General features: G+C 63.1%; 20 protein-coding genes and 1 pseudogene. 10 read left to right on the top strand and 11 right to left on the bottom strand.

The window, feature by feature from the left end; genetic code table 11:
• The first annotated feature begins 307 nt into the window (after positions 1 to 307).
• Entirely contained in the window at positions 308 to 703 is a 396-nt protein-coding gene (locus ACWGTO_RS18565) for a hypothetical protein (RefSeq protein WP_454576248.1), read from the top strand.
• A 97-nt stretch (positions 704 to 800) separates the two neighbouring features.
• Positions 801 to 2,714 carry a PhoX family protein gene (locus tag ACWGTO_RS18560; protein WP_454576247.1) on the top strand — a complete coding sequence of 638 codons (1,914 nt, stop codon included), beginning with the start codon at positions 801 to 803 and terminating at the stop codon, positions 2,712 to 2,714.
• Between the two features lie 68 nt (positions 2,715 to 2,782).
• On the opposite strand, the gene ACWGTO_RS18555 is transcribed toward ACWGTO_RS18560, so the two are convergent.
• From ACWGTO_RS18555 to ACWGTO_RS18545, 3 genes and pseudogenes are all read right to left on the bottom strand, one after another.
• On the bottom strand, positions 2,783 to 4,354 hold the full coding sequence (locus ACWGTO_RS18555) for a GMC family oxidoreductase (protein ID WP_454576246.1): 1,572 nt from the start codon (positions 4,352 to 4,354) through the stop codon (positions 2,783 to 2,785).
• A 50-nt stretch (positions 4,355 to 4,404) separates the two neighbouring features.
• On the bottom strand, positions 4,405 to 4,935 hold the full coding sequence (locus ACWGTO_RS18550; RefSeq protein ID WP_454576245.1) for a gluconate 2-dehydrogenase subunit 3 family protein: 531 nt from the start codon (positions 4,933 to 4,935) through the stop codon (positions 4,405 to 4,407).
• Between the two features lie 77 nt (positions 4,936 to 5,012).
• Positions 5,013 to 5,407, bottom strand: a pseudogene (locus ACWGTO_RS18545) (VOC family protein).
• 221 nt (positions 5,408 to 5,628) lie between these two features.
• Here ACWGTO_RS18545 and ACWGTO_RS18540 point away from each other — a divergent pair.
• Positions 5,629 to 5,931 carry a ribbon-helix-helix domain-containing protein gene (locus ACWGTO_RS18540; RefSeq protein ID WP_454576244.1) on the top strand — a complete coding sequence of 101 codons (303 nt, stop codon included), beginning with the start codon at positions 5,629 to 5,631 and terminating at the stop codon, positions 5,929 to 5,931.
• 4 nt (positions 5,932 to 5,935) lie between these two features.
• Here ACWGTO_RS18540 and ACWGTO_RS18535 read toward each other — a convergent pair whose 3' ends face one another.
• Together ACWGTO_RS18535 and cckA are read right to left on the bottom strand one after the other, a co-directional pair.
• Entirely contained in the window at positions 5,936 to 6,646 is a 711-nt protein-coding gene (locus tag ACWGTO_RS18535; RefSeq protein ID WP_454576243.1) for a purine-nucleoside phosphorylase, read from the bottom strand.
• An 84-nt stretch (positions 6,647 to 6,730) separates the two neighbouring features.
• Complete coding sequence (gene cckA, locus ACWGTO_RS18530) at positions 6,731 to 9,304, bottom strand: cell cycle histidine kinase CckA (RefSeq protein WP_454576242.1); 2,574 nt, start codon at positions 9,302 to 9,304, stop codon at positions 6,731 to 6,733.
• 211 nt (positions 9,305 to 9,515) lie between these two features.
• Between cckA and ACWGTO_RS18525 the strand changes: the two genes are divergently transcribed.
• Positions 9,516 to 10,232 carry a hypothetical protein gene (locus tag ACWGTO_RS18525; protein WP_454576241.1) on the top strand — a complete coding sequence of 239 codons (717 nt, stop codon included), beginning with the start codon at positions 9,516 to 9,518 and terminating at the stop codon, positions 10,230 to 10,232.
• Between the two features lie 237 nt (positions 10,233 to 10,469).
• On the opposite strand, the gene dksA is transcribed toward ACWGTO_RS18525, so the two are convergent.
• A complete protein-coding gene (dksA, locus tag ACWGTO_RS18520) occupies positions 10,470 to 10,886 on the bottom strand; it encodes an RNA polymerase-binding protein DksA (RefSeq protein ID WP_112395407.1) in 417 nt (138 codons plus the stop codon).
• Between the two features lie 247 nt (positions 10,887 to 11,133).
• Here dksA and ACWGTO_RS18515 point away from each other — a divergent pair, with 247 nt between their 5' ends.
• The 4 genes from ACWGTO_RS18515 (at position 11,134) to ACWGTO_RS18500 (ending at position 14,892) form a co-directional block, all read left to right on the top strand.
• Positions 11,134 to 11,637 (top strand): SixA phosphatase family protein, encoded by a 504-nt coding sequence (locus ACWGTO_RS18515; RefSeq protein WP_454576240.1) that lies wholly within the window; start codon positions 11,134 to 11,136, stop codon positions 11,635 to 11,637.
• 84 nt (positions 11,638 to 11,721) lie between these two features.
• On the top strand, positions 11,722 to 13,200 hold the full coding sequence (locus tag ACWGTO_RS18510) for a YcjX family protein (protein ID WP_454576239.1): 1,479 nt from the start codon (positions 11,722 to 11,724) through the stop codon (positions 13,198 to 13,200).
• Positions 13,197 to 14,261, top strand: a complete 1,065-nt coding sequence (locus ACWGTO_RS18505; RefSeq protein WP_454576238.1) for a YcjF family protein — start codon at positions 13,197 to 13,199, stop codon at positions 14,259 to 14,261. Before ACWGTO_RS18510 ends, ACWGTO_RS18505 begins: the two co-directional genes overlap by 4 nt.
• Before the next feature lie 82 nt (positions 14,262 to 14,343).
• Positions 14,344 to 14,892 carry a hypothetical protein gene (locus ACWGTO_RS18500; protein WP_454576237.1) on the top strand — a complete coding sequence of 183 codons (549 nt, stop codon included), beginning with the start codon at positions 14,344 to 14,346 and terminating at the stop codon, positions 14,890 to 14,892.
• A 74-nt stretch (positions 14,893 to 14,966) separates the two neighbouring features.
• On the opposite strand, the gene ACWGTO_RS18495 is transcribed toward ACWGTO_RS18500, so the two are convergent.
• The 3 genes from ACWGTO_RS18495 to ACWGTO_RS18485 all read right to left on the bottom strand — a co-directional run bounded on the left by ACWGTO_RS18495 (position 14,967) and on the right by ACWGTO_RS18485 (position 17,777).
• The gene (locus ACWGTO_RS18495) at positions 14,967 to 15,233 is read right to left on the bottom strand and encodes a hypothetical protein (RefSeq protein ID WP_112561811.1); all 267 of its coding nucleotides are present in this window, start codon (positions 15,231 to 15,233) and stop codon (positions 14,967 to 14,969) included.
• 285 nt (positions 15,234 to 15,518) lie between these two features.
• A complete protein-coding gene (locus ACWGTO_RS18490; protein WP_454576236.1) occupies positions 15,519 to 16,727 on the bottom strand; it encodes an MFS transporter in 1,209 nt (402 codons plus the stop codon).
• A 60-nt stretch (positions 16,728 to 16,787) separates the two neighbouring features.
• Entirely contained in the window at positions 16,788 to 17,777 is a 990-nt protein-coding gene (locus ACWGTO_RS18485; protein ID WP_454576235.1) for an AraC family transcriptional regulator, read from the bottom strand.
• Positions 17,778 to 17,938: 161 nt separating this feature from the next.
• Here ACWGTO_RS18485 and ACWGTO_RS18480 point away from each other — a divergent pair, with 161 nt between their 5' ends.
• Both ACWGTO_RS18480 and ACWGTO_RS18475 read left to right on the top strand, forming a co-directional pair.
• The gene (locus ACWGTO_RS18480) at positions 17,939 to 19,789 is read left to right on the top strand and encodes a monovalent cation:proton antiporter-2 (CPA2) family protein (protein ID WP_454576234.1); all 1,851 of its coding nucleotides are present in this window, start codon (positions 17,939 to 17,941) and stop codon (positions 19,787 to 19,789) included.
• The gene (locus ACWGTO_RS18475) at positions 19,786 to 20,334 is read left to right on the top strand and encodes a DUF924 family protein (RefSeq protein WP_454576233.1); all 549 of its coding nucleotides are present in this window, start codon (positions 19,786 to 19,788) and stop codon (positions 20,332 to 20,334) included. Before ACWGTO_RS18480 ends, ACWGTO_RS18475 begins: the two co-directional genes overlap by 4 nt.
• Here ACWGTO_RS18475 and folK read toward each other — a convergent pair.
• Both folK and folB read right to left on the bottom strand, forming a co-directional pair.
• A complete protein-coding gene (folK, locus tag ACWGTO_RS18470) occupies positions 20,331 to 20,843 on the bottom strand; it encodes a 2-amino-4-hydroxy-6-hydroxymethyldihydropteridine diphosphokinase (RefSeq protein ID WP_454576232.1) in 513 nt (170 codons plus the stop codon). The two genes, ACWGTO_RS18475 and folK, sit on opposite strands and share 4 nt — an antisense overlap.
• Complete coding sequence (gene folB, locus ACWGTO_RS18465; RefSeq protein WP_142865847.1) at positions 20,827 to 21,186, bottom strand: dihydroneopterin aldolase; 360 nt, start codon at positions 21,184 to 21,186, stop codon at positions 20,827 to 20,829. The genes folK and folB overlap by 17 nt, the downstream gene beginning before the upstream one ends.
• Between the last annotated feature and the right edge of the window lie 10 nt (positions 21,187 to 21,196).

The raw sequence follows: 21,196 nt of genomic DNA, 5'->3' as shown, positions 1-21,196 counted from the left end.
CTCCCAAGCTGGTTGATTGCACCGCAACACTACAATGCAACAGCCGTGCCAAACGCAAAGGCACCGCTCGGAAAAGGGGAATAGCGCAACGTTATCAGGCTGCTATTATATTAGCCTGAAGAAAACAAAGGCAGCCGGTTAAAGATTGATTGAGGGAAATTTGCGCAGCGCACAAGGCTTTTGCCTAATTTTTGCCCAAGTATGACAAGTGCCTAGATTTTGAACTCCGCCAGTGGCAATGCGGACGAACAATATTGCGGCACGGCGCAATAATGGGGCAAGCTCATCCCCGCAAACGAGTGACCTGATGACATCCCGCATCTCATGCATTTCCGGCATCCTGCTTCTGATGGCAACAAGCGGCGGCGCGCGCGCCGATTTCAGCGATGGCAAGCTGCCGGACGGCACCTATCACTGCGAAGTCTATCTGCTCGGCGCCTTCCTCAACCTTGGCGACATCACCATCAAGGGCGACGTCTATAGCGGCCCGGTGACGTTCGGCACCGCGCCTCAAGGCTATAACTATCAGATGAATGCGAATGGCGAGATCACCTGGCTCGGGCCGCTGGGCGGCTACACCAGCGGCGGCAATTCCGTCTCGATGACACAAGCGACGCTGGATGGCGAGACCACCCCGTCGTTCGACATCATCCTGAAGCAGCCCGACGGCGCCTTCACCGCCTCGACCTGCACCAAGGGCTGAGCCGGGCCAAAACCCTTTCCTCTCCCTGTCATGCGGATGTTGCCGAAGCAGACTAGGCAGCGGTGCGCCGTAACATCCACCCTGAGAGGCAGACACCATGGCCAACGCACCGTCTTCATCCTCCCCCGTCATCCGCGAAATCATTGCCGAGCGCGTCTCGCGCCGGTCTGTTTTGAAAGGCAGCCTCGCCTCCGGCGCGCTGCTTGCCGGCGGCAGCTTCGTCGGCTCACTGTTTGCCGGCGAAACGCATGCCGCGGAGGCGCAGTCGACACTCGGCTTTCCCGAACTGAAGCGGGTCTACGACAAGACCCATGCCGCCGCCGAAGGCTATGAAACCACCATCGTCGCGCGCTGGGGCGATCCGCTTGCCGCCGGCCTGGCAGAGTTCGACGGCAACAAGGTTGCCGCCGACGAGCAGGAAAAGCGCTTCGGTTACAATTGCGACTACATCGCCTTCATGCCGCTGCCCAAGGGCACGGTGAATTCCGACCATGGCCTGCTCTGCGTCAACAATGAGTACATCTCGCCCAATGTGATGTTTTCAGGGATGACCGAGGACGACGCCGGCAAATCGATGAGCAGGGAACAGGTCGATCTCGGCATGGCCGCCATGGGCCACTCGATCGTCGAAGTGCAACTGAAGGACGGCAAATGGGAAACCGTGGCCGACAGCCCGCTCAACCGCCGCATCACCGCCAACACCGAAATGACCGTTTCCGGACCGGCCGCAGGTCATGCGCTGATGAAGACCTCGGCCGACGCCACCGGCACCAAGGTGCTCGGCACCAGCTATAACTGCAGCGGCGGCTTCACCCCCTGGGGCACGGTGCTGACCTGCGAGGAAGGCGTGTCCGACATTTTCGGCGGCGATCCAAAGAACGCGCCGACCGCCGACCTTCTCGACCGTTATGGCTTTGACGGATCCGACATCTATGGCCGCGGCCGCTTCCATGACCGCTTCAACCTCGACAAAGAGCCGAACGAGGCCAACCGCTTCGACTGGGTGGTCGAGATCGATCCCTACGACCCGCAGTCCAAGCCGGTGAAGCGCACCGCGCTTGGCCGCATGTCGCATGAGGCCTCGACCGTCGTCCTCAACAAGGACGGCCGCGTCGTCGTCTATATGGGTGACGACGACTACTTTGAATACATGTACCGCTTCGTCTCGGCCAAGGCGTATGACAAGGCCAACCCGGCCTCCGGCGCCGATCTGCTTGATGACGGCGTGCTGTCGGTCGCGCGTTTCGATGCCGACGGCTCGATGACATGGCTGCCGCTGGTGTACGGCCAGGGCAAGCTCACCGCCGAGAACGGTTTTGCCGACCAGGCCGAGGTGTTGCTGAAGACGCGCTTCGCCGCCGACGCGCTGGGCGCCACGCCGATGGACCGGCCCGAGGACATCGAGACCAATCCGGTAACCGGCCGCGTCTATGCGGTGATGACCAAGAACAAGAAGCGCGATCAGTCGAAGGTCAATCCGGCCAACACCCGTCCCGAAAACTTGTGGGGCCACATTGTCGAACTGATTCCGCCGGGTGGCCGCGGCGTGGATGCCGACCATACGGCGGAAAAATATGCCTGGGACCTGTTCGTGCTCTGCGGCAATCCAAAGGACGCAAAGATCGGCGCCACCTTCCATCCGGATACGTCGGACAATGGCTGGTTCGTCTGCCCCGACAACATCACCTTCGATCCGGCCGGCCGGTTGTGGGTAGCGACCGACGGCGCCAATGATTTCGACCTGCCGGACGGCGTCTATGGCGTCGACACGGAGGGTGCTGCGCGCGGCCTGCCGAAACTGCTGTTCACCTGCCCGCACGGCGCCGAAGCGACCGGGCCGTGCTTCACGCCGGACGGCACGACGCTGTTCCTGTCGGTGCAGCACCCCGCGGAAGATGCCGAGACGCTCGACAAGGCGCAGACGCTGTGGCCCGACTTCAAAGACGGCCAATTGCCAAGGCCTTCCGTCGTCGCCATCCGCCGCAAGGACGGACAGCCGGTCGGCGCCTAGTCGATCTCGGGAGAAAAAATTGCGGAACGCGCCCATGCGCGTTCCGCGTAGCGGTCCGGGAGGATGGCTCAGATCGTCTTGGCCGACATTTGTGACGCGATGTATTCGGCCTGGCGGATCGCCAGCGACACGATCGTCAGCGTCGGGTTTTCCGCCGCCCCGGTCGTGAACTGGCTGCCGTCCGACACGAACAGGTTCTTGATGTCATGCGCCTGGCCGTGCTTGTTGACGACGCCGTCTTCCTCCTTCTCGCTCATCCGGTTGGTGCCGAGATTGTGGGTCGAGGGATAGGGCGGCGTCGGGAAGGAGCGCGTTGCACCGACCGCATCGTAAAGTGCTGTGGCCTGCTTGTAGGCATGGTTGCGCATTGCCGTGTCGTTGGGGTGGTCGTCGAAATGCACGTCGGCGATCGGCATGCCGTGTGCATCCTTCTCGTCCTTGTGCAAGGTGATGCGGTTTTCCTCGCGCGGCATGTCCTCGCCGACGATCCACAGGCCGGCCATGTGGTCATAGTGGTCGAGCGCGGTGGTGAAGGAACGGCCCCAGCCGCCAGGATTCAGGAAGGCGGCCATGAAGGGCAGGCCGAGCGACAGCGTCTCGAATTCGTAGCCGCCGACGAAGCCCCGTGAGGGATCGTGACGAGCCTCGTCGCGGATGATGCCGGCCATGGTAGTGCCGCGATACATGTGCACCGGTCTGTCGAAGATGGCGTAGACCGAGCCGGTGGTGTGGCGCATGTAGTTCTTGCCCACCTGCCCCGACGAATTGGCGAGACCGTGCGGGAATTTGGACGATTCCGAATTGAGCAGCAGGCGAGGGCTTTCAATCGAATTGCCGGCGACGGCGACGATGCGGGCCTTCTGCTCCTGCAGCTTGCCGTCCTTGTCGGCATAGACGACGCCGGTCACCTTGCCTGAGGCGTCATGGTTGATCTTGATCGCCATCGCATTCGGCCGGACTTCGAGATGGCCGGTCGCCTCGCCCTTGGGGATCTCGGTGTAGAGCGTCGACCATTTGGCGCCCCATTTGCAGCCCTGGAAGCAGAAGCCGGTCTGCTGGCAGGAGTTGCGGTCGTCACGCTCGACCGAATTGATGGCCATGTTGCCGGTATGGCATTCCTTGTAGCCGAGCTTGTCGGCGCCGGCCTTCAGCACCTTGAAATTGTTGTTACCCGGCAGCCGCGGCCAGCCATTGGTGCCGGTGACGCCCATCTTGGCCTCCGCCTTGGCGTAGTACGGCTCCATCTCGGCAAGCGTGACCGGCCAGTCCAGAAGGTTGGCGCCTTCCAGCTTGCCGTAGGTCGAGACCGTCTTGAACTCGTGCTCCTGGAAACGCAGCGAAGCACCCGCCCAGTGCGTGGTTGAGCCGCCGACCGACTTGACGATCCAGGCCGGCAAATTGGGGAAATCCTTCGACACCCGCCAGTCGCCGGAAGTCGTGCGCTTGTCCGTCCAGGCGAGCTGGCTGAAGGAGGTCCACTCGTCGTTGATGAAATCCTCGTATTCGTGGCGGGCGCCGGCCTCGAGTATGACGACATCGACGCCTTTCTGGGCGAGTTCGTTGCCGAGCGTGCCGCCGCCGGCGCCAGAGCCGATGATGACGACGACATTGTCGTTCTTGAGATCAAATGAAGTTGCCATGGTTTCCTCCCATGAATTGCAGTCTGCGGGGTTTCAAAACGACAGAGGGCTCAGAGCCACTCGATGTCGTCGAAACCACGCGCGATGTAGCCGCCCTTGGAAAAGGATTCGCCCTCGTAGCCGAAGATCGGCCACACCTCCTGCTGGTTATAGAGGCTGACGACGAGGCCGCCGCGAATGGACTGGAAGAAGGGCGTCGCCTCGATCTGCTGCAGCACGGCGACGCGCTGCTCCTCCCAGCCGAGGCCGCGATAGCCGCCCTCGCCCGACTTCTTGTCGAGATCGGCGATGCCGTCTTCGATCATCGTCTTGTAGGTAGCGTCCTTGCCGGCCTGCTCGTCATGGCCCTTGACGGCGATGGCGTAGTATTTGTCGGGCACCTGATCGTGCGGATAGATGTCGCGCGCCATCTGGATCAGCGTCGCCATGGTTTCGGGCTTGAGCGCCGATGTCTCGAGACCCCAGGCATTTTCGGGGCTGATGACGGTGCTGCCGGAAATGACGAGCAGCGCGCCAATGCCGCCGCGTTTGAGAAGTTCCCGACGTGAGAGCCCAGGCTTCGCGTCATAGATCGTGACCATTTTGTTCCTCCCTGCTTCTATTTGCGCCCATGAAGAGCGCCGTTGCTGGCGTCGCGCGGCTGAACGCGGCGGAATACCTACTGGAAACGCCCTCCACGCTGCAGAACCTCGATCTTGTAGCCGTCGGGGTCCTCGATGAAGAAAAAGCGGGCGATCAGCGATTCGTCGCGGTTGAATTCGACGATCTTCTTCGGGTTGAGGCCGAGCGCGCCGATCCGGTCGTGCTCGCTGTCGAGATCGGCGACCGAGACCGCCAGATGGCCGTAACCGTCGCCAAGCGCATAAGGCTCGGTGCGGCCCTTGTTCACGGTGAGTTCGAGCTCGAACCCGGTTTCGGGGTTGGCGAGGTAAATCAGGGTGAAGGTCTCGAAATCCAGCCTGTCGGCGATATCGAGCCCGAAAGCGTTTCTGTAGAAATCGACGGATCGGTCCTCCTCGAGGACCGGATCATGGAATGGATCGCCTTCGCCAAATCAGTCTCCGTCGCTGCATGTTGGAGGCGATTATGGGCGGCGCGCGTGAAAGGTGGTGGCAGCCGGTTACCACGGCCAAATTTCCAATCGCTGCCATGCCTGCGCCCAAAGACGAAAGTCCGATTGCCGTTTTCGGCATTCGGGCTGAAAGTGGCTGAATAGATATATGCTTGAAGGCGTGACTCACTGCGCCCAAAACCAACAATATCGGGAGGTAGGAATGTGCAGGGTTTTTGCCGGCCAGGATCCGGAAGGCTACAGACAGATCAACCGGTCGATCCGCATCGACGGCCATTCGACCAGCATCCAGCTTGAAGCGACATTCTGGGCGCTGCTCGACGAGATCGCCGACAGCCAGAGCCTGACGACGCCGAAGTTCATCTCAAAACTCTATGACGAGGCGATCGAGATCAACGGCGCCATTCCCAACTTCGCCTCGATGCTGCGCACCACCTGCGCGCTCTATCTGCGCGGTCATCGGCCCGACATTGATGAGCTGGCGCCGAAGCGCGAAGCGGCATGAGAAGCTAGCCTTCTGCCGCCACGTCGAGCCCGAGCCGCGCAATGTCGGTGAACAGCGCCTGGCGCTCGGAATAGGCCGTCTGCTCCTCTGTCACGATGTTGTCGACGACGGTCAGCAGCGACAGCGCACGGGCGCCGAAATGCGCCGCGATGCGGTAGAGCGCGCTGGTTTCCATGTCGACGGCGAGCGCGCCGAGCGCCTGTGCTTCAGCGAATCGAGCGCGCCCTTCCGGGTGATAGAATATATCGCTGCAGATGGTCAGCCCTGCCCGATGGTCAATGCCGAGTTGAGCGGCGCGGGCCAGCGCGTGCGCAAACAGGCTCGGATCTGGTCCGGCGGCGGCATCGTAGAGGCCGAAGACCTGGCCGCTTCGCTCGCTTTCGGCGCGCACCGATTGTGAAATCACCAGGGAGCGCAGCGGCACGCCGGCGGTCAGGCCACCGCAGGTGCCGGTGCGGATCAGCGTTTTGACGCCGTGGAAATCCAGGAGCTCATGCACATAGATCAGGAAGGACGGCACACCGATGCCGGTGGCCTGTATGCTGACGGGCCGGCCGCGATAGAGGCCGGTAAAGCCCAGCGCGCCCCTGCGGCGGTTGACACAGCGCGGCGCCTCAAGAAACGTCTTTGCCATCCACTCGGCGCGCTGCGGATCGCCCGGCAACAGCACGGTTGCGGCATAGTCACCCTTGGCTGCCTCGTTGTGCGGCGTCACGACATGCTCCCCAAAACCCGCCGCCCGTTTCGCCTGCAATCATGGCAGCGTCACGTCATTGCGCAAGCGGTGAATTAGGGGACCCTAAGATTCAAGCACGTCCTTGACGACAGTGGCCAGTTGTTTGAGCGAGAACGGCTTCGGCAGGAAGCCGAATTGCGCGTCGGGTGGCAGGTTTCGGGCGAAGGCATCTTCGGCATAGCCGGACACGAAGACAAACTTGATGTCGGGCTGGCGCTTGCGCAATTCGCCAAGCAGCGTCGGGCCGTCCATTTCCGGCATCACCACGTCGGACACGACGATATCGACCTTGCCGCCGAGCGCTTCGAAGACTTCCAGCGCCTCGACGCCTGAGGACGCCTCATGCACGGTGTAGCCGCGCGAGGTCAGCGCCCGCGAGCCGCCCATGCGCACGGCGTCCTCATCCTCGACCAAAAGCACGGTGGCCGACCCCGACAGGTCCTTGGCGGTGTCGGCGGCTTTCACCGGGGCTGCCGGCGCCTCGCTTACGTCGCCGGGCTTTTTCGCCTCGACGATGTGGCGCGGCAGGAAGATGCGGAAGGTCGAGCCCTTGCCGACTTCGGAATCGCAGTAGATGAAGCCGCCGGTCTGCTTGATGATGCCGTAGACCATCGAAAGCCCCAGGCCGGTGCCCTTGCCGACCTCCTTGGTGGTGAAGAAGGGTTCGAAGATCTTCTTCAGCACGTCCGGCGCAATGCCGGAGCCGGTGTCCTCGACCTCGACCAGGACATAGTCGGCCGGAGTGAGCTCGCGGTAGGAAAAGCTCTTGCATTCCTCGGCGGTGACATTGCGGGTGCGCACGGTGAGCTCGCCGCCGGCCGGCATGGCGTCGCGCGCATTGACAGCGAGATTGACCACCACCTGCTCGAACTGGCCGATGTCGACCTTGACCGGCCACAGGTCGCGGCCGTGATCGACCTTGAGCTTGATGTCGTTGCCGACCAAGCGGGCAAGCAACATCCGGAGATCGGCAAGCACGTCGGTGAGGTTCAACACCTCCGGCCGCAGCGTCTGCTTGCGCGAGAAGGCGAGGAGCTGCCGCACCAGCGATGCTGCCCGGTTGGCGTTCTGCTTGATGTTCATGATGTCTGGGAAGGACGGGTCCGACGGGCGGTGATTGGTCAACAAAAGATCCGACGCCATGATGATGGCGGTCAGCACATTGTTGAAGTCGTGGGCGATGCCGCCGGCGAGCTGGCCGACCGCCTGCATCTTCTGGCTTTGCGCCATCTGGCCCTCGAGCGCTTTCTGCTCGGTGGTGTCGACGGCATAGACGATGGCAGATTCCTCCGCCCCTTCGCCGCCGGTGCCGTCGGCGACCGCGTTGACGTAGAAGCGGATGTGGCGTTCCTCATTGCCGGGCAGCAGCGTGTCGATCGGCTCGATATCGGCCTGCCTCAGACGCGCTTTCTCGAAGGCGGCGGCGAAGGCCGGGCGGTCGCGCTCGTGGATGACCGTATCCAGCCGCACGCGGCGGTCGACGGCATCGCGGTCGACGACGGAGGAAAACAGCGACAGGAACGGCGCGTTGGTGCGCAGGATGCGGCCGCTGGCGTCGACGCCGGCAATCGCCATCGGCGTCGAGTTGAAGAAGCGGGTGAAGCGCACTTCCGACGCCCGAAGGTCGGCGGATGCATCCTCGCCCTGGGTGCGGTTGAGCACGATTGTACGGGTCGGGCCGTTGGTCCCCTCGCGGCTGGCCGAAACGCGGTGCATGAAGCGCACCGGCAGCGCTTCGCCGGTCGTCGTGGTCAGATCGAGATCGATGACCGCGTTGCGGGTGGTGCCGGGATCGGCCTTGACCGAGCGCACCAGCGCCATGCCGTCGCCGGCGACGATTTCCGGCAGCGTCACCGCGCCAGGCGTGAAGCTCGCCAGATCGATGCCCAGCCATTCGGCGAGCGTGGCGTTGATGTAGGTGACGCGGCCCTCCTGGTCGGCCGAGAAGAAGCCGGCCGGGGCGTGGTCGAGATGGTCGATGGCCTTTTGCAGGTCGAGGAAGAAACGTTCCTGCTCGGCCCGTTCCTGGGAAATATCGGCAAGCTGCCAGGCGAGCATGGGCAGACGCTGGCCGGGAACACTGAAGGTGCGGGCCCGCGCCCGGTACCAGCGTGCGCCTGGTTCGGCGCCCGGCCGGATCGACTGCGCCAGCCGGAATTCGCCGTCGCCGGCCTGGCCGTCGCGCAGGCCCGAGGCCAGCCGGTATATGGTCACCGAGGCTTCGGGAACATCGGAAAGCAGGCCTTCGACTGTCTTCAGATCGGCTGCCGACGCAGCCCCCGTCATCTCGGCATAGGCCCGGTTGGCGTAGACGACGCGGCCCTTGGTGTCGGTGACGATCAGGCCCTGCGACATCGAATCGACGAAGGCCTTCGACAGTTCGTCGCCGGTCGAACGCGGCGCGATCTGAATGAAGCCGATGGCCGTGGCGAACAGGAAGCCGACGCCGATCATGGCAAGCACGCCCAGCATGCCGAGCAGGAAGGGATCGCCAAGACGCTCTCGGAAAATGCCGAAAACGATCGCGGCCCCGGTCAGGACGATGATGAAGACGATGAGCCGGGTAACCGCGCCCGGCCGCGTGTTCTGGTCGACGATCGGTACCGGATAGAAATCGCCGCGCGTTTCCCTGGCCATATGCCCCCTGCTCGTGAATTCCTGATATCCGACACCGCCCCGGCCGGTTGAATCACATTCTCCTAGTCCGGAAAAGGCCTTGGCGGCAAATGTCGGATAAAAATGACGTGCCGGTGTTTCAAGCTGTTCACGAAGCGTGAAGGCAACTTGCGGTGTCTGGTCGCAACGGTCTAGTGTCGCTTCCACTTCAAAAACCGATTTGGGGGCACCGATGCAGTGGCTGGATAGCGTGGCGGGTCCTGGATATGCCGCAGCGCTGCTGTGGACGTTTGCCGCCCTTGTCCTGCTGGTCATCGTGCTGGTCATTATCAGGCTGGTCCGCAACCTGACCTTCGGCACCTTCGTTGCCGGCGGCCGCAATCGCAAGACGCGGCTGGCGGTCATGGACGCCACCGCGGTCGACAGCCACCGCCGGCTGGTGCTCATCCGTCGTGACGATATCGAACACCTCATTTTGATCGGCGGCCCGACCGACGTTGTGGTCGAGCGCGACATCAGGCTGGCGGCGCCACGCCGTCCGGCTTTGACCGGCGATGGCGGCCAGCAGCAACAGGCACCGCGTCCGCGCGCTGCACAACCCGCATCCGCCCCACCCGCAAGACAGGCGCCACCGCCGCAACCGGTAAAGGCTGCTCCGGCCGCCCTTCCGCCCCGCCAGGCGGCGCCGGCGCCAAAACCAGCCCCAATATACCAGGCCAGCAATGTGACACCGCTGCCGGCCTATGGCGCGGCCGCCAATACCGCGCGGCAGGCCCCGCCGCCACCGAAGCGCGAGTCGATCGACGACACGCTGATGCGGGAACTTGAGGTCTCGCTCGATGATTCGCACGCCAGCAAGCCGGTAAGCAGGCCGGCAGCGACAGCGCCGGCGTCGCTTGATGACGAGATGACCAAGCTGCTCGGCGAACTCGCCAGCCAGAAGCGATAGCGGGAATCGAAATGGCCGATGGCCTGGAGCGTTTCACCGTTTCATTGAAAACGACGAACTGTCCTGTCTCTTTGATTTTGCACTGGCGAGATGATTTCGCGCCTGTTTGCTGGATGGCATCCAATACAGAGTCGAATTTGACGTTCAGGCTTGACGGATGAGCGTTTGCCACGAGCCCAACAACAAAAAATGGCCGGAAATCCCGGCCATTTTCAATTTCTGTCCTGCAGTTGCGCTTCAATCGTCGCGATAGACTTTCTCGCGGCGCTCGTGGCGCTCCTGCGCTTCGATCGACAAGGTCGCGATCGGGCGCGCGTCGAGCCGCTTCAGCGCGATCGGCTCGCCGGTTTCCTCGCAATAGCCGTAAGTGCCTTCATCGATGCGCTGCAGCGCCGAATCGATCTTTGAAATGAGCTTGCGCTGGCGGTCGCGGGCGCGAAGCTCGATGGCGCGATCGGTTTCCGAAGAAGCCCGATCCGCGAGATCCGGGTGGTTAGCGTTTTCCTGCTGCAGGATTTCGAGAGTTTCGCGCGCTTCGCGCAGTATGTCGTTCTTCCAAGTGACGAGCTTCAAGCGAAAGTAAGATTTCTGCCGCTCGTTCATGAACGGCTCGTCTTCGGAGGGTACGTAATCGGCGGTAGAGATATCGTTCATTCGACTCACCCAACAACCCCAAATTTCGCGCTTATATATTCGCGCGGAGGGGGCTGCACAAGCGTAATCGGCGCGCGTTTCACGCAATTGTTAATGCCGTACTGGCGAGGGGCGGCAAAGCCTTCCACAGCAAGGGCGCGCGCGAATTCGCACATGATTCGTTGCGCTTGGGTGCCGCCGCCCATTGTGCGGCAGGCCGTTCCTAATCCATTGTGTCATTTGATAGGCAGCACGCCATGGGGGTCCGGTGAGTAGACTGTATCTGTTGCGGCATGCCAAGGCCGGCTGGGCCCTGCCCGGCGTGCGCGACTTCGACCGCCCGCTCGACGCATCGGGCATTGCCGATGCCGAAACGATGGGCACAGCCATGCGTGCCCGCAACTACATTCCCGATATCACGCTCTGCTCCAATGCCAAGCGGGCGCGCCAGACGCTGGAGGGCATCGCCGGCCACACCGATACCGGCCGGGTGCTGTTCTTCGACACGCTCTACAGCGAGGACGCCGCCGGTTACCTGGGCATCATCCGCGGCAATGGCGGCCCCGGCTCGCTGCTGGTCATCGGCCACAATCCGATGACGGAAGACCTTGCCATGGCGGTTTCCGGCAATGGCGACGAGGCGGCGCGGGCCATCATGAACCATGGTTTCCCGACCTCCGGCCTTGCCGTCGTCCGCTTTAACGGCGCCCTCACCGAGGCCGCGCAAGGGGCCGGCTATCTCGAAGCCTTCCTGACCCCCGCCGATCTCTGAGCAGAGACGGCCGGCCCGGGCGCCATTTCAAACTTGAACCGCAGAGCCTATATCGGGACTGACGGAAGCCCCGAGAGAACAAATTTGGCATCATCGCTGACGACATTCACCGACGAAGCGAGAATTGCCCTGGATACGCTGTCGGGGCGGGCGAGTGGGCTTTTCTCGCCATCGCTGCGGCTCGGAGTCACCGGCCTTTCCCGCGCCGGCAAGACGGTGTTCATCTCGGCTCTTGTCCACAACCTGATCCACGGCGGGCGGCTGCCGCTGTTCGAGGCGCAGAAATCTGGACGCATCGCGCGCGCCTTCCTCGAGGAACAGCCGGATGACGCGGTGCCGCGTTTTCAGTATGAGGACCATATCGCCGCACTGGTCAATGACCGTATCTGGCCGGACTCGACGCGCGCCATTTCGGAACTCAGGCTCACCATCGAATACGAATCGGCCTCCGGCTGGAACCGCATGTTTTCCAGCGGCCGGTTGTCGGTCGACATCGTCGACTACCCCGGCGAATGGCTGCTCGACCTGCCGCTGCTCGGCAAATCCTTCGCCGATTTCTCGCGTGAAGCTTTCGAAATGGCGATGCTGCCGGTGAGGGTCGACTTGTCGCAGGACTGGCGGACCTTGTCGGCGGCGATCGACCCCAATGCCGACGCCGACGAGATGAAGGCACGCCGGCTGGCCGAGAGCTTTGCCGCCTATCTCAAGGCCTGCAAGCTGGACGAGCGGGCGCTCTCGACCTTGCCGCCCGGCCGTTTCCTGATGCCTGGCGACCTCGAGGGTTCGCCGGCGCTGACCTTCGCGCCCTTGCTGCTTCAAGGCGAGCGGCGGCCGCGCTCCGGTTCGCTGCAGGCGATGATGGAACGGCGCTACGACGCCTACAAGACACATGTGGTGAAGCCGTTCTTCCGCGAACATATCGCCCGCCTCGACCGCCAGATCGTGCTGATCGACGCCATGCAGGCGCTGAACGCCGGCCCTGGCGCGATGGCCGACCTTGAACGTGCCGTGACGGAGATCCTCTCCTGTTTCCGCCCCGGTCGCGGCAATTTCCTCACCGACCTGTTTTCACGCCGCATCGACCGCATCCTGGTCGCTGCGACCAAGGCCGACCATCTGCATCATGAAAGCCATGACCGGCTGCAGGCGATCGTGCGGCGGCTTGCTGACCGGGCCGTTGCGCGGGCAAATTTCACCGGCGCCGATGTCGACGTGGTCGCCATGGCGGCTATGCGCGCAACACGCGAAGGCACGGTCAAGCAGGGCCGGGAGACGTTGCCAGTGATCATCGGCACGCCGCTGAACGGCGAAAAAATCAACGGCGAAACCTTCGATGGCAAAACCGAAACCGCCATATTTCCCGGGGACTTGCCGGAAAAAATTGGTGCCGTTTTCGATGTTTCCGAAACCGACCATCGGCAAAGCAGCGACGATCCGGCGATCCGTTTCGTGCGCTTTCGCCCGCCAAAGCTCGAACGCACCGCCGAAGGCGTCACGCTGTCGTTGCCGCATATCAGGCTCGACCGCGCCTTGCAGTTCCTGATCGGAGACCATCTGGCATGACCGCGCCCCGCAGACCGGCAGCTTTCCGTATCGAGCCGGCGGCCGAACCGAAGCAGGCCCGCAGCCATGCCGAGCCGCTTCCGACGCGCAAGCCGCGCGCCGTGGTTGTGCCGGCCGAGATCGACGTCTTCGACAAACCCGACATCATTGCTGCCGAACCACCGCCAGCGACCGTGCCGCGCAAGCGCTCGCTGTTTGCCAGCCTGTTTTTCGGCGCGGTCGGCGTGCTGGTTTCGCTGGCCGTCGGCCTGTGGACCGACCAGCTCATTCGCGACCTGTTCGAGCGCGCAGAGTGGCTGGGCTGGCTGGCGGCCGCAATGGCGGGGATCGCCGTGCTGGCGCTGGTGGTCGTGCTGGTGCGTGAATTCCTGGCCATTGCCCGGCTGGCCGAGGTCGAAAAGCTGCAAAAGCGGGCTCTCGATGCCGTGGCACGCGACGATCCGAAGGCCGCAAGGGCCGTCGTCGACGAACTGTCGGCCTTTGTCGCGGCCAAACCCGAAACGGCGGCAGGCAGACGATCGCTGGCCGAACTGCGCGGCGAGATCATCGATGGCGGCAATCTGGTGCAGCTGGCCGAAACCGAGATTCTCGGGCCGCTCGACGCCCGGGCAAAGGTGATGATCCTGGAAGCGGCCAAGCGTGTGTCCCTGGTGACGGCGGTCAGCCCACGGGCGCTGGTCGACGTCGCCTATGTCGTGTTCGAGGCGGGGCGCCTGATCCGCCGCCTGTCCGAGCTTTACGGTGGCCGGCCGGGCACGCTGGGCTTTTTCCGGCTGGCGCGCAGCGTTCTCGCCCATCTGGCGGTGACCGGCTCGATCGCCGTCGGCGACAGCTTTGTCCAGCAGATCGTCGGCCATGGCCTTGCCGCGCGACTTTCGGCCAAACTCGGCGAAGGCGTCGTCAACGGCATGATGACGGCGCGCATCGGCATTGCGGCGATGGAGACGGCGCGTCCCCTGCCCTTCATTGCCGCCAGGCGGCCGGGCATGGGCGATTTCCTGTCGGCGCTGACCTTGTTCGCGACCAAAAAAGAGAGTGAAACGCCTGCTCCCGACAAGTGAACGTCCTCTCGCGGTCACCAAGCATTAACCAATCTTGTTCATGGTCGTCCAACAACAGCCTCCTTGTTGCCGGGTGTCTTCCATGAAAAGCGTAATCTTGTCCTGCGTCCTGCCCCTGGTCGCGATTGCAGCACCTCTGGGCCTGGCCGGGAAAGCCTCTGCAGCCGAACCCGACAAGCAATTCTTCCACACCGTCGAAGGCAAATGGGTCGGCCCGGGCGAGATCGTCGCCGGCAAGTACAAGGGCACGAAATTCACCTGCAGCTTCGACGGCTCGACGCCTGACAACAAGACGGGCATGTCGCTGGACGGCGACTGCCGGGTCGGTGTTTTCACCCAGAAAATGTCGGCGACCGTCGAGCGCAAGGGACGCGACTACAAGGGCAACTTCATGGGCGGCGCCGCGGGTTCTGGTCTCGACATCATCGGCGGCAATGTCGTCGATCCCCGCAAGGTGGTCTTCACCATCAACCGCAACCAGTTGCGTGGCGTCATGCAGGCTCGCATTCCCGACGACAATTCGATGACGGTGACCATCGCCGTGCGCGTCGACCAGCAACTGGTGCCGGTGATCGGCATGAGCCTCAAGCGCGTCGATGCCGTGGAAGTCGGTTCCATCGCCAAGAACTGATTGCCGGCAGCGGCAAGAAAAAAGGCGGCGGCCATCCGAGCCACCGCCTTCTTCATCAATTCCCCGAACGACAATCAGCCCTTTATGGCGGCCGTCAGCTCGTCATAGGCCTTGCAGGCTTCGTCCAGCGTCGTGGCGCCCTGGTACTTGGTTGTCACCGCCTGCACCTTGGCCGTCAGGTCAGCCGCCTTGGACGGATCCTTGGTGATCGCCTCCTGCAGCGCGGCGGTCATCTCCTGCGCCTTCTTGGCCGCTATCTCCTGCGTGCATTCCGGCGCCTTCGAGCAGGCCGATGCGGCAAGCATGGCGACACCCACGCCAACGAGCAAAAACTTCTTCATGTCAGTCATCTCCTCAAAAAGGCAGAACTTGATCGTCGCTGCCTTCCAACGGCCGAAGCCGAGCGTCCCTTAGCCGCCGATTGCGGCCAAACGCAACGCGAGAACCGCATAAACTTGTGTAACGCAGCTGCAACATCGCGGCGGCCCGGATTTGGGGCCGCCTATGCATGTCGCCCAAAAGTGCGCAGCGGTTTTGGGACAACGACATGTATAAATACAGCAACCTAAAGCGCGTCGCATTGGGCCGGTCAGGCGCGACGCGCTTTAGGCCAGCTGCAGCAAGGTTCAGCCGCGAGGCTGTAGCATCGCCAGCACGGCTGTCGATGCGGCAAGGACCGCGGTAAGGGTCAAGGGCCCCGTAGCGCCATAGGTGTCCACGACATAACCACCGGCCACCGCGCCCATGGTGATGGCGACCTGGAAAGAGGTGACCATCAGGCTGCCCGCTGCTTCCAGCGCATCAGGCGCCGCACGGGACAGATTGGTCGGCAGCACCACCGGCGCCATGCCGAAGGTGAAGCCCCAAAGCGTGACAAGCCCGAAGGCAATGCCGATGTGCACGCCCCAAAGTACCAATGCCAGCGCCGCAAACGCCATCAAAGCGGCGGTGACCAGGAGCGCCATGTGGATATTGGCATCGGCCAAGCGGCCGCCGGCAATGTTGCCGATCACGGCGGCGATGCCAAATCCGAGGAGAGCCAAAGCAATCGGCCCGGTTGCGAGCAGCGTAACGTGTTCGAGGAAGGGGCGCACATAGACGGAGCCGGCAAAATGCCCCGTCATCAGCAAGACAATAGCCAGCATGCCGAGTTGAATGCCACGCCGCCGTGTCAGCCGAAACACGTCGGCGAGACTGTTGCTTGCTGCCGCAGGCAAGGTCGGCAGGCTAAGCAACTGTAGCAGCATGGCAATCACGGCCAGCCCCGCCGTCATGGCCATGGCGCTGCGCCATCCCAGCCAGTCGCTGATCAACGCACCCATCGACGGCGCGGCAATGGTGGCAAGCGAGACGCCGAGCGTGACGATAGCCATGCCTCGACCTGTCGCATTGGCGCCAACCAGCCTCGCCACGACGGCAACCGAAAGTGCCCAGAAAGCGCTGAGAGCGATCCCCAGCCCGGCCCTGCCTAACAACAGCAGCCAGAAATTGGGCGCCAACGCTGCAAGAATGTTGGAACCGACCGCCAGGGCCATGAGGCCAACCAGCACGGTCTTGCGGTTCAACCGGCCGATGAGAACATTGCTCAGCATGGCCGTCACGGCGCCGACCGAAGCAGTCGCGGTGACGACCTGTCCGGCCGTCCCCTCGCTGATGCCGAGATCGCGCGCCATCGGCGTCAACAGACCTGCCGGCAGGAATTCGGCTGACACCAGCGCAAAGCTGGTGGCCGCCAGTGAAAGGACCGCAAACCAAGTGCCTGCGCTCCACGCTGGTGCCGCATCGGCGTCAAGGCCGATCGCGGTGTCTTCAAGCTGTAATGTTGTGTCAGTCACGGAAAGATCTCCAAAGTTTGGAGATCTTAGATAGGCGAGTCTGCCCGGATTATATGTATCTTAAAATCCGAAATTCATATCTATTCGTCCGGGAATTGTGCGGCGCACAACGCCGGGCGAGACATTGGTGATGCGTTTGAACGCGCGGGCGAATGATGCCTCGGAATCATAGCCCAAACGGGTAGCGACTTCGGCAACCGACATGCCGTTTTGCCCCAGCAAATCGCGGGCAAGTTGCATACGCAGGCGGGCGAGATAATGTGCAGCGCCCTCCCCCAAGACAGCGCTGAAGCGCTCGGCGAAAATCGACCGCGACTGGCCCGCCACGCCGGCCAGGCTTCCCAGCGTCCAGTTATGGCCGGGGTCTCGGTGCATGGCTGCCAGAGCGCGGCCGATATGAGGGTCGCGGATGGCTGCGAGCCAACCGGTGGTCGAGGCTCCGTTGCAATTGACCCAGCAGCGGATGAGCCGGGCTGTCAGCAAGTCCGCCATACGCGACAGAATCGTGGCGCTGCCCATCTGCGGTTGCGCGGCCTCCACCGTCATCGCCGCGAGCAAAGGGCCGACGACCGGGTCATTGCCGGCGACATCGCAACCCTTGATGACAGGCGGCATCAACGTGATCAACGGGTTGAGCGCACAGGAGCCCAAGGCCATGGAGCCGCAGAAAAGGGTGCTTGTCGCTCCCGTTCCCTGCCCTACCACTTCGCAGACATTGCCGCCCAACTTGGTCACCTGGCAGCCCTCGAGCGAGTCGCCTTCAACGTCCGGCGCACTCGCCAGCCGATGGGCGGTGCCTTGCGGGAGCAGCACCAGATCGCCATCGCGCAACTCCTGCCAGCTTTGCGCTTCGGTATGGATCCAGCATGGACCCTGGCCTACAAAGTGAAAACGAAGCAGCGGTTGTTGCGGAAACTCTATGCTCCATGGATGCCGGAGTTCGCAGCGGCCATAGTTGACGCCACTCAAGCGAAAGTCTTGCAAAACTTCGCTTAGCGCATCCATCGGGATATGGGGCGGCGAAGACGGTCGGGACGAATGGTCAAGCATTTGGCAAACATAGATGCCGAACGTCCGGCAGGCAAGCAGAGACCGTTGTTCCACCGGGGCGACCGCTTCGATGACGCCCTGCCCTTCCTGGCAGGCTTCCCGCCCTTGCCTCCCACTCCAACTGCATGCAAGGAGTGCTGGAGAACACAGGGACAAGAGGCATGGCGGCGGAAGCATCGGGCAGCGATCTCATTCAGGTGGTGGCGCTGCTTGCCGCAGGCGTCGTCGCGGTCCCGATCTTCAAGCGCATGGGGCTGGGCTCGATCCTCGGCTATCTCGCCGCCGGCGTCGTCATCGGGCCGTTCGGTATCGGCATTTTTTCCGAATCGGAAGCCATCCTGCATGTCGCCGAACTCGGCGTCGTCATGTTCCTGTTCATCATCGGGCTGGAGATGCAACCGTCGCGGCTGTGGGGCCTGCGCCGCGAGATTTTTGGCCTCGGCGCGCTGCAGGTCGGCGTCTGCGCGCTCTTGCTGACCGGTGTCGGGCTGGCCGGCGGCTTTCCGATCGCGCAATCGTTCGTTGCCGGCGCCGGCTTCGTGCTGACCTCGACGGCAATCGTCATGCAGCTGCTGGAAGAGCGCGGCGAGATGACCAGCCCGAAGGGACAGCGCATCGTTTCCATCCTGCTGCTCGAGGATCTGGCAATCGTGCCGCTGCTGGCGCTGGTCGCCTTCCTGGCGCCTGGCGGTGCCGAGATGACCCTGCAGCAAAGGCTGACCGAGATCGGCATCGGCCTTGGCGCCATTGTCGCCCTGGTGGTCGCCGGCCGCTATCTGCTCAATCCGTTCTTCCGCATCCTGGCCGACGCCAAAGCGCGCGAAGTGATGACGGCGGCGGCGCTCCTGGTCGTGCTGGGGTCGGCGCTGGTCATGCAGCTTTCCGGCCTGTCGATGGCGATGGGCGCGTTCTTGGCCGGCGTGCTTCTATCCGAATCGACATTCCGCCACCAACTGGAAGCCGACATCGAACCATTCCGCGGCATCCTGCTCGGCCTGTTCTTCCTCGCCGTCGGCATGTCGCTCGACGTGCATGTGGTGGTCGATAACTGGCGTCTCGTCGCCATCTATGTCGTCACCTACATGGTGATGAAGGCGATCGGCATCTATCTCGTCGCCCGCATGCTGAAGAGCGGCCACCGCGAAGCGCTGGAGCGCGCCGTGTTCATGGCGCAGGGCGGCGAATTCGCCTTCGTGCTTTATTCCGCCGCCGCGGCAGTCGGCATCATCGACAGCCGGGCCAACGCCACGCTGACCGCAATCATCATCATCTCCATGGCGCTGACTCCGCTGGCCATCATTGCGCTTAGATATTTGACGCCGCGCGATGAGCAGTCGCTTGAAGGCGTGGACATCGCCGACGGCCTCACTGGCAGCGTTCTGGTCATCGGTTTCGGTCGCTTCGGCCAGATCGCCAGCCAGCCGCTTTTGCTGCGCGGCATTGACGTGTCGATCATCGACAATGATGTCGAAATGATCCAGGCGGCCGCCGATTTCGGCTTCAAGGTCTATTATGGCGACGGCACCCGGCTCGACATTCTGCGCGCCGCCGGTGCTGGCCGCGCGCGCGCCGTGCTGATCTGCGTCGACAAGCCGGACGCTGCCGTTCGCATTGCCGAACTGATCAAGGCGGAGTTCCCGCTGCTGACCGTTCTGGCGCGTGCGTATGATCGCGGTACCGCGCTGTCGCTCATTCGCGTCGGAGTGGATTTCCAGCTGCGTGAAACCTTCGAATCGGCCCTCGTCTTCGGTGGCTCGGCGCTTGAAGCGCTCGGGGTCGAACCGGAAGATGTCGCTGACGTCATCGAGGACGTGCGGCGCCGCGACAACGACCGCTTCGAGACGCAGCTGGCGGAAGGCATACGGGCTGGCCGGCGCTTCCTCAGGGGCAATATCGGCACGCCCATACCGACGCCACTTGCCCCGCCACGCCGACCCGGCCAGGCCCTGAATGAAGAAACCGCCGGTGTGTTGAACAAATCCGAACAAGCCCAGTCAGAGGAAGGCAGATGACCGCATTGGATGAGCAAGCGCTCGCCGTCACAAAATTCTGGCGCGAGGCCGGCGAAGACGCCTGGTTCGAGAAGAACGACGCTTTCGACGCGGATTTCCGCAGCCGGTTTCTGGACCTGCATTTTGCCTCCGCGCGCCGCGAATGCGATGCGTGGTCGGAGCATGCCGAGGGTTCGCTGGCGCTGATGATCCTGCTCGACCAGTTCCCGCGCAACTGCTTTCGCGGCACCGGCCACATGTACGCCACCGATCCGCTGGCAAGGCACTTTGCCGCCAAGGCGATCGCCGCCGGCCACGACCTTGCGCTGGAAGAAGACCTGCGCGTCTTCCTCTACCTGCCTTACGAACATTCGGAACTGCCCGCCGACCAGGACAGATCGGTCGAACTCACGACCGCCAGGGCGCCGGAGTATATCAAATACGCGATCGAGCACCGCGACATCATCGAGCGTTTCGGCCGCTTTCCGCACAGAAACAAGATGCTTGGCCGCGAGACGACTGCCGACGAACAGGCATTTCTCGATGGCGGCGGGTTTTCAGGTTAGCTCAACCACCAGTCACGGCCGGACGTGAGCCGCTCAATCCCTGACGTGTCGACCGCACCCAGCCGTTCGGCCACGCTGCGGCCGCCAACCGCCAGTTCCGGCGCTATCTCGGCCAGGGGCGCCAGCACGAAGGCGCGCTCCAGCATCCGGGGATGCGGCACTTCCAGCCCGGTCTCGTGGATGATGCGGTCGCCGAACACCAATATGTCGATGTCGATCAGGCGCGGCCCCCAGCGCTCCTCACGCACCCGCTTCAGCTTGCGCTCGGCCTCGAGACAAAGGTCGAGCAGCGCCCTCGGCGCCAGCGCCGTCGAAATCTCGGCAGCGGCGTTGAGGAAATCCGGCTGGTCGAGCTTGCCCCAGGGCGGCGTGCGGTAGAGCGAGGAAACAGCGATGACGCGCGTGCTCTCGTCGGCGTCGAGCAGGCGCAGCGCCGTGGCCATCGAGGCCGCCGGATCGCCGAGATTGCCGCCTAGGCTGAGATAGACCGTGTTATTCGGGCCAGACAACGGTCACCTCGACATAATCGAGCACGCCGGGCACCGGCGCGTTTGGTTTGCGCACGGTGATCTCGGCCTTCCTGATCTGTGGAAACCGCGCCGTCAGCGCCTTCGCCACTTCGAGCGCGAGCGCCTCGATCAGGAAACGGCGATGCCCCGTGATGATCTTTTCAATCACCGTGAAGGCGATGCCGTAATTGACGGTGTCCTCGATGGAATCATCCTCCAGCGGGCGGCTGGGCTCGACCGTCAATTCGGCATCGACGTAGAAACGCTGGCCAAGCGCCTCCTCCTCGTCCAGCACGCCGTGCCGGGCAAAGAAGGCGCAGTTCTTCATGCGGATCACGTACATTTCTTAGCTT

The organism is Mesorhizobium sp. PL10 (assembly GCF_053714315.1).
The sequence above is the reverse complement of the archived record's forward strand: the minus strand, read 5'-3'. Positions and strand labels throughout refer to the sequence as shown.